General features: G+C 54.3%; 12 protein-coding genes. 2 read left to right on the plus strand and 10 right to left on the minus strand.

Annotated elements, in window-relative coordinates; all coding sequences use genetic code 11:
* Positions 1 to 79: 79 nt before the first annotated feature.
* The 7 genes from emrB to I2123_RS05770 form a co-directional block, all read right to left on the minus strand.
* Positions 80 to 1,615: a multidrug efflux MFS transporter permease subunit EmrB gene (gene emrB, locus I2123_RS05740; RefSeq protein WP_213051964.1), complete on the minus strand. Its 1,536-nt coding sequence runs from the start codon at positions 1,613 to 1,615 to the stop codon at positions 80 to 82.
* 17 nt (positions 1,616 to 1,632) lie between these two features.
* On the minus strand, positions 1,633 to 2,811 hold the full coding sequence (gene emrA, locus I2123_RS05745; RefSeq protein ID WP_213051965.1) for a multidrug efflux MFS transporter periplasmic adaptor subunit EmrA: 1,179 nt from the start codon (positions 2,809 to 2,811) through the stop codon (positions 1,633 to 1,635).
* A 30-nt stretch (positions 2,812 to 2,841) separates the two neighbouring features.
* The gene (locus I2123_RS05750; protein WP_112165802.1) at positions 2,842 to 4,296 is read right to left on the minus strand and encodes an efflux transporter outer membrane subunit; all 1,455 of its coding nucleotides are present in this window, start codon (positions 4,294 to 4,296) and stop codon (positions 2,842 to 2,844) included.
* Between the two features lie 23 nt (positions 4,297 to 4,319).
* Positions 4,320 to 4,841: a transcriptional repressor MprA gene (gene mprA, locus I2123_RS05755; RefSeq protein ID WP_112165804.1), complete on the minus strand. Its 522-nt coding sequence runs from the start codon at positions 4,839 to 4,841 to the stop codon at positions 4,320 to 4,322.
* A 176-nt stretch (positions 4,842 to 5,017) separates the two neighbouring features.
* The gene (gene ygaH / locus I2123_RS05760) at positions 5,018 to 5,359 is read right to left on the minus strand and encodes an L-valine transporter subunit YgaH (RefSeq protein ID WP_112165806.1); all 342 of its coding nucleotides are present in this window, start codon (positions 5,357 to 5,359) and stop codon (positions 5,018 to 5,020) included.
* On the minus strand, positions 5,349 to 6,110 hold the full coding sequence (locus I2123_RS05765; RefSeq protein WP_112165808.1) for an AzlC family ABC transporter permease: 762 nt from the start codon (positions 6,108 to 6,110) through the stop codon (positions 5,349 to 5,351). The genes ygaH and I2123_RS05765 overlap by 11 nt, the downstream gene beginning before the upstream one ends.
* Before the next feature lie 179 nt (positions 6,111 to 6,289).
* Positions 6,290 to 7,474: an MFS transporter gene (locus I2123_RS05770; RefSeq protein ID WP_213051966.1), complete on the minus strand. Its 1,185-nt coding sequence runs from the start codon at positions 7,472 to 7,474 to the stop codon at positions 6,290 to 6,292.
* Positions 7,475 to 7,604: 130 nt separating this feature from the next.
* Between I2123_RS05770 and I2123_RS05775 the strand changes: the two genes are divergently transcribed.
* The gene (locus I2123_RS05775) at positions 7,605 to 8,480 is read left to right on the plus strand and encodes a LysR family transcriptional regulator (protein ID WP_112165811.1); all 876 of its coding nucleotides are present in this window, start codon (positions 7,605 to 7,607) and stop codon (positions 8,478 to 8,480) included.
* A 34-nt stretch (positions 8,481 to 8,514) separates the two neighbouring features.
* On the opposite strand, the gene I2123_RS05780 is transcribed toward I2123_RS05775, so the two are convergent.
* Positions 8,515 to 9,402: a LysR family transcriptional regulator gene (locus tag I2123_RS05780; RefSeq protein ID WP_112165813.1), complete on the minus strand. Its 888-nt coding sequence runs from the start codon at positions 9,400 to 9,402 to the stop codon at positions 8,515 to 8,517.
* Between the two features lie 99 nt (positions 9,403 to 9,501).
* Between I2123_RS05780 and I2123_RS05785 the strand changes: the two genes are divergently transcribed.
* The gene (locus I2123_RS05785) at positions 9,502 to 10,098 is read left to right on the plus strand and encodes an NAD(P)H oxidoreductase (RefSeq protein WP_213051967.1); all 597 of its coding nucleotides are present in this window, start codon (positions 9,502 to 9,504) and stop codon (positions 10,096 to 10,098) included.
* A gap of 63 nt (positions 10,099 to 10,161) precedes the next feature.
* On the opposite strand, the gene proX (I2123_RS05790) is transcribed toward I2123_RS05785, so the two are convergent.
* On the minus strand, positions 10,162 to 11,157 hold the full coding sequence (gene proX / locus I2123_RS05790) for a glycine betaine/L-proline ABC transporter substrate-binding protein ProX (RefSeq protein ID WP_112165818.1): 996 nt from the start codon (positions 11,155 to 11,157) through the stop codon (positions 10,162 to 10,164).
* A 24-nt stretch (positions 11,158 to 11,181) separates the two neighbouring features.
* Entirely contained in the window at positions 11,182 to 12,180 is a 999-nt protein-coding gene (gene proX / locus I2123_RS05795; protein WP_112165821.1) for a glycine betaine/L-proline ABC transporter substrate-binding protein ProX, read from the minus strand.
* Positions 12,181 to 12,284 lie beyond the last annotated feature (104 nt).

Consider the following 12,284-nt stretch of genomic DNA (forward strand, 5'->3'; position numbering starts at 1 on the left):
CCCCTGATTGTTAGCTAAAAAAACGGACGCTTATTGCGTCCGTTTTGCTTTCTGGCGTACACCGATCTTCTACAATCAATCAGTGAGCGCCGCCGCCGCCCCCACCGCTGCTAAACGGTGGCCGCGCGAACCAGATCAAAATCAGCAAGACCAGGAATGCCCCTCCCGATAGCCAGAAAATCTCGTTGGCAGAGATGATCAGCCCCTGATTGGTTATCTCCCTCGCCATCCAGCCGGAAGCCTGCTGGTGACTCATGCCCATACTCTCGAGCTGCTGATAGGTCTGCGTCGCCGCCGGATTAAACGGCGTAATATTTTCCGACAACTGCGCGTGATGCAGCGATTCCCGGTTTGACCACATCGTGGTAGTGATCGACGTACCGATCGATCCCGCCAGCGTTCGGATAAAGTTCGACAAACTCGACGCCGCCGCCATACGTTCCGGCGGTAATCCTGACAGAATGATGGTGGTCAGCGGCATGAAGAAGCAGCCGACTGCGAAGCCCTGAATAAACTGTGGCCACGCCGACGCACCAAAATCCATTCCCGGTTCGAATGTGTACGCGCGCCAGTAGAAGCAGACCGCATACATAATGAAGCTGAACGTCACCAGTTTGCGCATGTCCAGCCGGTGCGCAAAGCGACCGATGATCGGCGACATGATGACCGGCAAGATCCCCACCGGTGCCGACGCCAGACCTGCCCATGTCGCGGTGTAGCCGTATACCTCCTGCAACAGCTGCGGCAGCAGAACGATCGCACCGAAGTAGAGCATGTAGGCCAGGCTGATACACAACACGCCAATGGTGAAGTTTCGCGATTTAAACAGCGACAGATCGACAATCGGATGGTCGTCGGTCAGCTCCCATACGACAAGGAAACAAAGCGCGACCACCGCCACGACCGCCAGTACGATAATTTCCGTCGAGTTAAACCAGTCCAGCTCTTTACCGCGGTCGAGCATCACCTGCAACGCGCCAATCCCCAGCACCAGCAATACCAAACCGACGCTGTCGATTGGGCGGATCTGCGTAGCCGTTTCGCGTCCTTTCAGCGTTTTCAGCGTCAGGAAGACCACCGCGGCACCGATCGGCACGTTGATGAAGAAGATCCAGCCCCAGTGGTAGTTATCACTGATGTATCCGCCGAGGATCGGCCCGCAAATCGGGGCGACGATCACCGTCATCGACCAGAGCGCTAAGGCGGTACTTCGCTTGGCCGGCGGATAGTTATTCAGTAACAGACTTTGTGAGAGGGGGATCAGTGGACCTGCCACCACACCCTGCACCACACGGAAGAAGATCAGCATTTCCAGACTGTTGGACATGCCGCAAAGCCACGATGCAATGGCAAACAGCACCGTAGACCACATGAACAGTTTTACTTCACCGATGCGTTTTGCCAGCCAGCCGGTGATCGGGATCGAGATGGCATTCGCCACCCCGAACGACGTGATCACCCAGGTGCCCTGTGAATTCGAGGCACCCAGATTCCCGGCAATGGTCGGGATCGCCACGTTGGCGATCGTCGAGTCCAGCACCTGCATAAACGTGGCCATCGACAAAGCCACCGTCATCCAGGCCAGCGGTGCGCCTACCAGCGGTTTATTTGCCACAGAGGCCTCCGGAGGCTTTAGCCTGCATTTGCATGAATAACGTCAGCAATGATGGCGTTCACCGGCGCCAGATCCAGCGTCAGTGCGGTGGTCTGGTACAGCGGTTCGGTACGGACTTTCTCGGCCAGAACTAAACCATCACGGTTCTGAGTATCGACCGTGACCAGCGCGGATAAACCGATACGCAGCGGGTGTTCCTTCACTTCCTGATCGTTCAGTTCAATACGTACCGGTAAGCGCTGAACCACTTTGATCCAGTTGCCGGTGGCATTCTGCGCCGGTAACAGCGAGAACGCGCCGCCGGTACCCATGTCCATCCCCACAACTTTACCGTGATATTTCACGTCATCGCCGTACATATCGCTGACCACGGTCGCGGCCTGGCCGATACGCATATTGGCAAGCTGCGTTTCTTTAAAGTTGGCGTCCACCCAAATGTGATTGGCAGGGACGACGGCCATCAGCGCGGTTGATGAGGTGATCTGCTGACCAATCTGCACCGCACGGCGGGAAACAAACCCGTCGATCGGGCTGCGTACTTTGGTCCGTTGCAGGGCCAGCCAGGCGTCGCGCACCTGAGCGGCGGCCTGCAGAACCTGAGGCTGTTGATCCACCGGCGTATTCAGCACCATTGCCTGATTGGCGTTGTATTGCTGAACCGCGACGTCGTATTGCGCTTTGGCGGTGTCAACGGCATCACGGGCGTGTTGCAGTTCTTCACGGCCAATCGCATCGACATTGCCCAGCACGACGCGGCGTTTCAGGTCAGTCTGCGCCTGTTGCAACTGAGTCTGACGCAGAGCGATATTCGCCTGATATTGTTTCCCGTTGATGATCAACTGATGCGTCTGACGCACGCTGTTGGCCAGTGCGGTTTTAGAACGTTCGAACGCCTGTTCGGCATCCGTCGGATCGATAGTGACCAGTACGTCGCCTTTTTTCACAAAGTCAGTGCTGTCGAAATTGACCTCGGTCACGCTGCCCGAGACCTGCGCCATAATCTGTACCTGGTTACCTGCCACGTACGAGTCATCCGTTGACTCGAAATGACGTAATACCAACAGCCAGTAAAACAGATAGGCAATAGCGATAATAATGAAAATCCCGGTTAATAAGAGCATCGCGGTTTTGCGCGTTTTTTTCTTATTTCTCGGAGCTTGCGGCGTTGCTGCCTGAGTTTCGGCATTTGCGCTCATGGTCTTCTCCACGCTGAGTCTGTGTAATTATTATGATTTTTGGTCCGCCGCCGGGGCCTGATAGCCACCCCCGAGCGCACGGATGAGACTGATTTTTGCCTGCATCACCTGACTGCTGGCATTAAGCTGCGCCTGCTGTTGTTGCAGCAGCGCTGACTGGCTGGTTAACAGCTCATCCCGTCCGATGATGCCAGCGTTGTATCTTGCATCCGAAACGCGATACACCTCGGAAAGCGACGTCGCGGCAGAAGAAGCCTGCTGCAATTGTTCAACGCTGCTTTTCGCGATGGTGATGGCATCCGCAGTTTGCTGGATGGCGTTCAGGATGGTCTGGTTATACGACTCAACGGACTGGTCATATAACGCGGACTCTTCGCCCAGTTTGGAGCGCAGTGCGCCTGCGTGGAAAATCGGCAGCGAAATAGCGGGCGTGATATTCCAGGCTTTACTCGCGGCTTCCAGAAGATTCGGGCTGGTGCCGCCGTAGTTGGTGGTCGTCAGACCGCCAAAGGCACTGATGGAAAGGCTGGGGTAGAACTCTTTTTTCGCGGCGCTCACACGCTGGGAATAGGACTCCACCAGATCGCGCTGTGCGGCGATGTCCGGGCGTTTGCCCAGTAAATCGAGGGTCAGTTCACCTTTCGGTGCCAGTGCTTCAGGCGGCGGCAATGCAACCGCGTGCAGCCCGTTCATCGCGTCCGGACCCCGTCCGGCGAGCGCAGATAACTGATGGCGCAGCTGTTCGGTCTGTGATTTCAGCGTAATGATTTGCTGTTTCGCGCTGTCGGCCTGAGCCTGCGTCTGTTGCGGGATCTCGATACCGTATACCCCGGCGTTGTACTGCGCTTTACGCAGATCCGCCAGACGCTGGTTGTTATCCACCTGATGTTGCAGAACGTCCTGTAAGGCCAGGTTTGCCTGCAACTGATAATAGGCTGACGCGACCGAACTGGTCAGCGTCAGAGCGGCTTCGGCCTGTTCAGCGCGGGCGGAATCCACCTGCGCTTTCGCGGCATTCACCTGATTGCGGTATTTTCCCCACCAGTCAAACTCATAGCTCAGATTCAGCCCGAGGCTGTTACTGCTGTCGTAAATCGGCGCTTCGGGATAACTGGTCAGGAACGGTGGAATGGTATTTTTCGCCACACGTTCACGTCGTGTCGAACCGTTCAGATCCAGATACGGGCCATTAGCCGCATCTGCTTCGCCCATCACGCTTTGTGCTTCGCGCACGCGCGCGGCGGCCTGACGCAACGACGGCGAGTTTTGCAACGTCGCGGTCATCAGGGCATCAAGCTGCGGGTCATTAAGACTGCGCCACCACTGTGGGCCGATGGTCAGAGAGCTGACTTTTGCCTGCTGCAGGTGAAGCTGTTGTGTATCCAGCAGCGACGACTGAGGAGCGATATTATTACTGGAGGCGCAGCCAGCCAGGATCAAAACGGCAAACAGCGGCGTAAGCCTCCAGCGAGCTTGGAGTGACATGTGTGGTTTACCTGAACAGAAATTTAGATTTGTTGTAAGGCTGTCGCATCCATCTGATCAAGGCGAGTTAACAGTTTGCGGGTCAGGGTTTCTAACTGCTTCTGTTCATCAGCGTCTAAGGTCGACCAGAGAAAATGCAGGCTCTTATGTTGAGGTGGCAGTAACTTTTGAATAAAGGCTTCACCGTCGGGAGTCAGATGTAAATGCAGGCAGCGACGGTCGTTGTCACTTTCACGGCGTTCAATCCATCCGCGCTTTTCCAGCTCATCCGCAATGCGGGTGGCATTCGTGCGTGAAGAACCCAGCGCAGAGCTGAGTTCCGAAGGCTGAATACTGTGGCTTTCCTGAGCATCAAGGGTGAGCAACGCCATAAACAGCGTTTCGTTGATGCCTTGTGCTTTCAACATCTTGTTGCGGTTTTCCAGCAGTTTACTCTGCATATGCATACAAAGGCGGGTCAGCAGGATTTCCTGATAAGGGAAATCTTTTTGCTTTTTAGCCCGGAAATTTAACATGTTTTCAATTGGCGCGAACGAACTGTCCATATGAGAAGCCTCATTAGTTACAGATGACATAGTAACGATGGTAATTAATAATATCAATGTCATGAACCCCCAATTCTTTAGCAATTAGTGTGATTCATAACTCCAGTGAATTATTCGATGTTTAAAGTATTCAGCAGTCTTTGGTTATCTGTTGCCTGCGCGTAACAAAACGCACTTCAGCCAGCCAGCAGCATGACCTTGAACACCAGGCCGTACACCACGGCACCGGTCAGTGTGGCGATAATGATGCTTTTGGTTCGCCAGAAAACCAGCGCGATCAGTACGAAACCGGCCAGCGACGGCAGCAGTTTCTGCGAGTCCCGCAGAATTTCCGGCACGCCGGATACCACCAGCAGCGCACAAATCGAGGCGATACCAATGCTGTCGAGCACGCGGGATAACGGACCGCTTTTCAGCCGCCCTGACGTTTGCCGCGCACCCAGGCGCAGCGGCAAATATCGAAACAGATAATTGACCGTGCCCACCAGCAGGCAGACCAGAATGACGTTAGTGCTCATCGGGCGTGACCTCGGCGGTGGAAGGCGCGAACGGGCGTTGCAGCAGGGCGGCGAGACAGCCTGCGCCCAGACCGCAGCCGATAGCGGCGGGAATTGACCAGAACAGCAGCCCGCCGAGCGCACCCGCCAGCGAGGCCACAAAGACCCCACCTTGCTGGCGCTTAAACGCGGCGAGCAGGAAACTCAGGAACAGCGCAGGCAACATAAAGCCGAGTGCGGCTTCCACGGCGGGATAATTTTCCAGCGGCCCGTTGCCAAACAGCGCACCGACAGCGGTACCGAAAACCCAGGAAAGCCACGAAGACAGCGCAATGCCGCACATCCAGTTCTCGCTCCAGCTGCGCTTATCGCGGATAAGTTTGGTCGTGGCGGCGGCAAACACTTCATCGGTCAGGCCGAACGCCCACAGCGCCGTTTTCCTGCCATTAAGTTTTCCCACCAGACGGTTGCGCAAAGAGGGGCCGTACAAAACGTGTCTGACATCCATCGCCATCACCGTCAGCGCAGACACCCACAAAGACATTCCGGCACTGAGCAGCGCAGTGATCACAAACTGGCTGGCGCCAGCGTAAATCAGTATGGAAAACAGCAGGCTTTCAGCAGGCGTGAAGCCAAGTTTGACGGCGCTGAGGCCGAAAGCAAAAGCGATAGGGAGATAACCGATGACGATAGGCAGGCTATCGGTAATACCTTGTTTGAAGGTTGAAACACTAACCGGGTCAGGTGTTTCGGGATCAGGATTGCTTTGCATGGATGTATAAAACAGTGTGAAACCGGAGGGTGACCGGCGAATAATTTATGACGCAAACATTACCAGACTGTAAGTATTGTTAACACCCTTTGGTACAAATAAATTTCATCAATGATTATTCGCAAGCTAATCAGGAGGGGTGATGATTCCCTCCTGATTCTATTTTAATCAGATGAATTTCAGGCCAGTTTGTACTTATGTCCTTGCCACCAGACCAGCAGATTCAGTACGCACATCACGGTTCCGGCAACGGAGACGCCGTACCAGCCCGCCGTCTGATAGGCCGACGCAGACACCAGTGATCCGACTGCGCCGCCGATGAAGTAGGTGGTCATGTAACCTGCCGTCAGCCGGTTACGCGCTTCCGGCATCGATTTATAAATCACACTCTGGTTGGTGATGTGCACGCCCTGAACCGAAAGGTCCAGAACGATGATCCCGAGGATCAGCGAAATCACCGAATGCTGCCCGTAAGCAATGGCCGCCCAGGACAGCAACAGCAAGATCAGTCCAACCGTCGTGGTCAGATGGGCTTTACCTTTATCCGCCAGATGCCCTGCACGGGTAGCCGCCAGCGCACCGGCCGCGCCGACCAGACCAAACAGGCCGATAACGCCCTCAGAATACTGATAGGCCGGGCCCGCAAGCAGGAACGCCATCGAGGTCCACAGAATGCTGAAGTTAGCGAAGCAGAACATGCCGACCAGCGCGCGGGTGCGCAGCACCGGCGTGTGGATGAACAGCGAGAAAATGGATTTCAGCAGTTGCCCGTAATTCAGATCGGTTTTCTGCTCATGTTTAGGCAGTTTGCGCCACAGCACCAGCGCCATCACAATCATCAGCGCGCTCGCCACCCAGTACACCGTACGCCAGCCGCCCAGCGAGGCGAGAGCGCCCGCGACGGTCCGCGCCAGCAAGATCCCCAGCAACAGGCCGGACATGATCAGCCCGACAACTTTACCGCGACGTTCCGGCTCAGCCAGCGTGGCTGCCAGCGGCACCAGAATCTGCGCGACCACCGAGAACAACCCGGTCAGGGCGGTTCCGACAAGCATGATGGTCAGCGTCGGCGCCATGGCAGTGATCAGCAATCCGGCGGCGGACAGCAAGGTCATCAGCACAATCAGATTGCGACGTTCAAACATATCGCCCAGCGGCACGATAAACATCAGGCCACAGGCGTAACCGAGCTGCGCGATGGTGACGATAAAACCGGCCTGATTGACGGAAAGACTGAACGCGCGCGCGATGGTTTCCAGCAGCGGTTGCGGATAATAGTTACTGGCGACGGCCAGCCCGGTGGCAATCGCCATCAGAATGATCAGCCCGGAGCTGAGCGTTGCAGGTGTTTTTGAATTTTTCATTGTGGAAATCTGTCTGTTTATTGGAGATAGCGAAGCATCAGAAATGCAGCAGAGGCACAGTATCGTTCACCTAAAAATATTAAACCAATGTATAGTTTTGATTAAAACTATCTCATTTCACGATGAATCGATGAACCTTAAACAGATACGATTTGCCCTTGCCGTGGCGCATGAACAGAACTTCACCCGTGCGGCGTTGCGCTGCCACACGGTGCAATCCGCGCTGAGTCATCAGATTGCAAAACTTGAGGAAGAACTGGGTAGCACGTTATTTGAACGCACATCCAGACAGGTAAAACTGACGGCTGCCGGTCGGGCATTTCTGGCGCCGGCAGAGAAGCTGCTGGCCGCACAGGCAGAACTGCTCGATACCATGGAAGCCCTTAAAGGCGAGCTCAGCGGTACATTGACGGTGGGGACGATATCAACGCTGAATGCGATAGATGTTGTCGGACAATTGGCGCGATTTACTCAGCGTTATCCGCTGGTGAATATCCGGCTTTATGTCGGGATGAGCGAAAAAATATTGGAAGATGTTCAGCAGTCGCGAACGGATGTGGCGTTTGTCGGCCTGTGGCCGGGAGATAAATCCATCATCAAACTGCCGCACCGTCAGCTTTGCGATGAGCCGCTGGTCGCGCTGGTCAGCCAACAGCATGCCTATGCAAAGAGTGAAACGGTTTCGCTGAGTGAACTTGCGCAGGTGCCGCTGGTGGATTTTTACGCCGGTTCAGGCGCGCGGCGTCAGACAGATAATGCCTTCAAAGAGGCGGGAGTTACCCGTCATGTCAGTTTTGAAATCGATCATATCGAATGGCTCGAGAACATTGTCCGGCGCTCACTTGCAGTCGGCATTGTGCCGCTTTCCCGCATTCAACCAGGCAGTGATCTGATCTCTATTCCCATCGACAATGCGCCGCGCCGTCAGGTTTTCTGCGTGTGGCAAACGACTTTATCGCAGGCAGCGCAACGCTTTTTGGCATTCTCTGAGGATGACCGGCTTTAATGACCACACATCCACAGCGATCTCAAAAGACCTGTTATTTGCCTTCCTTAATATAATCAAGGAATGCCCGTAATCCGCAGGGCATGTACTGGCGATTGGGGTAATAAAACTGGAGGCTCGGACGCTCGGGTAACCAGTCTTCCAGCACTGAAACCAGCTGGCCAGTCGCGAGATATGTTTTCACCTGCTCATGATAAAGATAGCCGACGCCCGCTCCGTTCAGAACGGCCTCGAGCACAGAATCGAAATCATCCACTACAATGTTGCCGGACGGAACGATTGCAAGCTCTCCTTCCGGCCCCTCAAATTCCCAATGATAAATTCGTCCGTGATGAAAACGGAAAACGACACTCTGGTGATCCACCAGTTCATGTGGATGGTCAGGCGCGGGATGTCGGCTGAAATAGTCAGGCGTCGCGACAACAGCCAGTTTTATCGGAGGCCCCAGCGGCACCGAAATCATGTCTTTTTCCACGGTAGCCCTTAGCCGAACCCCCGCGTCAAATCCATCCTTAACGATATCCACCAGCCTGTCGTCGGTGGTGATTTCAACTTTGATATCCGGGAACTGGCGGGTGAAGCCTGCTACCAGAGGCATCAGGAAAAGACGGGAAGATAAACGAGATGCGTTGATTTTCAGTGTGCCCATCGGCGTATCGCGAAAACAATTCACTTCATCCAGCATGGTACTGATTTCTTCAAACGCCGGGCGCAGGCGTTCGTACAAATTCGCACCGGCTTCCGTCAGAGAAACGCTGCGCGTGGTGCGGTTAAACAGGCGCAGCTTCAGACGCTGTTCCAGTTGTTTAATGGCGTGGCTAATGGCAGAAGGCGAGAGCCCCATTTCATCTCCCGCCGCACGAAAGCTTTTGTGGCGGGCCACTGAGATAAACGTCGCAAAGTCTGAAAAGTTAAGCTTCATTAGTGAAAATCCTTCATTAACCCATATCAAATACCCCGTTTTACAGCGCTATCGCGGGGTCGTAAAGTCGCCCGTACTTTCTTAAAAAGGAGTTGGGTAATGAAATCAGAGAATATGTACATAGTGTGGGCGCATCCGCGAGCCGATTCATTAACCGCGCAAATGGTGCAGGAGATCCAGAAACAGGCAATGCATCATGGGATAAACGTTTCCGTGCTCGATCTCTATCGAAGCGGCTTCAATCCGGTATTGGGCGTGGAGGATGAACCCGACTGGAGCAATCCGGATAAACGTTACCCGGCTGAAGTCCACCGGTTGTTTGGCGAGCTGAAGGGGAAAGATACCATCATGATTGTCTTCCCACTGTGGTGGTACAGTTTTCCGGCAATGATTAAAGGATATCTGGAAAGAGTTTGGAATTTTGGTCTGGCCTACGGAGGTCAGGAATTCCCGGCCAAAAGAGTGTGCTGGCTGGCACTGGTTGGCGGCTCAGAAGCAGGGTTCGAGAAGTATGGCTGGAAAAAAAATATGACGGAGTATTTACAGGGGGCAGGGAGCTATCTGGGTATTGAAGAATCGCATGTGGATTTTCTCTTCAATACGATTGGAGTGGAAGAAGATATTACTGATCGGGAAAGTCATTATCAGGGGCTTTTTAAGCAAGCTCGCGAAAAGGTGGATGCCTTAGTCAGGTAACGTTTTATGCGGGGCAAACCAGAAATCCGGTTTGCCCCGTGTAACTACCTTCTCATCTGAGGCTTATTTCGCCGCAGCAGCCGCTTCTTTTACCCAGCCATCAAATTCTTCCTGATGGGCTTTGATCCAGCCGTCGGTCTGTGCAGCGATATCCGCATCTGAATTTTTACCCGCGTGCATCGCGGCGTTCTGCGCATTGATGTCTTTCAGTGGCAGTTTCATGATGGCAAACAGTTTTGCCGCCGCCGGGTTTTTCTCAGCCCAGGCTTTGTTGGCGACGATGTGCATCGTGCTCACCGGGAAACCGTAGTTTTTGCCGTTCGGCAGCTTAGTATCAGCGTTTTTATCGCCCGGCACTACTGAGAACGGTACCTGCATCCACAACACGTCTTTGCCAGGGATCAGCACATTGCTCACCCAGTACGGCGTCCAGGTGTAATAGAAGATAGGTTTACCTTCTTTGTAGCGCGTGATGGTGTCAGCGATCATCGCAGAGTAGTTACCCTGATTGTGCGTCACGGTCGGTTCAAGACCATAGGCTTTCAGCTGTTCATTCAGCGCTGCTTCACAGCCCCAGCCCGGTGTACAACCGGTCAGATCGGCTTTGCCGTCGCCGTTGGTATCAAACAGTTTGGCCAGCTTCGGGTCTTTCAGCTGTTCGATATTGGTGATGTGATATTTCTCAGCGGTTTTCTTATCGATAAGCCAGCCCTGCGCAGCACCGGTCACATAAGTGCCTTCGCGATAAAAGACTTTGTCGCCACCTGCGGCTTTGTACATTTCATCATGCAGCGGCGACCAGTTGACGGCGGTGAACTGCGCATCCCCTGCCGCAAGCGTGGTGTAGCCGACGTTGTAATCGACTTCGCGCGTTGGCTGAACGTCGTAGCCCAGTTTTTCCAGCGCCTTGCTCACCAGTTCAGTCTGGAAGGATTCTTCGCTGATGGTGCTCTGAACCGGCGTTACGCTGACGCCTTTGCCCGGTAAATCGGCGGCGAAGGTTGACGCTGTAGCAAATGTTGTGAGGGCGGCGACCGCCCAGATTCCTGTCTTCTTCATAAAATCCTCGAATTTCGTTATTGATTATTTTGCGGCGGCGGCGGCTTCTTTAATCCAACCGTCGAAGGTGGCCTGATGCGCTTTGATCCAGCCATCAACGTGCTGCTGGATATCCGCTGAAGAGGATTCCCCTTCGTGCATTCGCAGGTTTTGCGCGTTCACATCGGTCAGTGGCAGTTGCATGATGGCGAACAGTTTCGCGGCCGCCGGGTTTTTCTCAGCCCAGGCTTTGTTGGCGACGATATGTTCGTTGTTTACCGGGAAACCGTAGTTTTTGCCGTTCGGCAGGGTAGTATCCATGTCTTTCTGCGAGCCCGGATTCGCCGAGAACGGCACGGTCAGCCAGACCACGTCTTTGCCGGGTTTCATTTCGTTGCTCACCCAGTACGGTGTCCAGGTGAAATACAGCACCGGCTTGCCGGATTTAAAGCGGGTCAACGTATCGGCGATGATGGCCGAGTAGTTGCCTTCGTTCTGGGTGACGGTATTGGTCAGCCCGTACGCTTTAATTTGCGTATTCACTACAGAGCCGCAGACCCAGCCCGGATTACATCCGGCCATATCAGCTTTACCATCACCGTCCGCATCAAACAATTTGGCCAGCTTCGGATCTTTGAGCTGCGATAAATCGTGAATGTTGTATTTGTCGGCGGTTTTCTTGTCGATCAGATAACCCTGCGCCGCGCCTTTGATGTAGGTGCCCTGACGGTAGAACTTCTGGTCGCCACCGGCGGCGTTGTACATGTCTGTTTGCAGTGGTTCCCAGTTCACGGCCATGTAAGTGGAATCGCCGCTGGCGATCGCGGTATACGCGACGTTGTAATCCACTTCGCCGGTCTGCTGGACGTCATAACCCAGTTTTTCCAGCGCGCGGTTAACCAGTTCGGTCTGGAAAGTTTCTTCCGCGATGGTGCTTTGCAGCGGTTTGACGACCACGCCTTTGCCCGGTAAGTCGGCGGCGAAAACAGCCGGAGTGGCGATCGATAATGCGAGGACGAGTGTGTTGAGCGATGTTGTGCGCATGGTGAACCCTTATTCTTGCTTGTGAATACGTAAGAGTGGACTGCGTTGTTTTACTTAGAGATTGGATAACCCGGCGGCGAACCGCCGGGAGACGTGCAGGATGT

The sequence above is a fragment of the Rahnella inusitata genome (genome assembly GCF_018288855.1).
Lineage (GTDB): Bacteria > Pseudomonadota > Gammaproteobacteria > Enterobacterales > Enterobacteriaceae > Rahnella > Rahnella inusitata.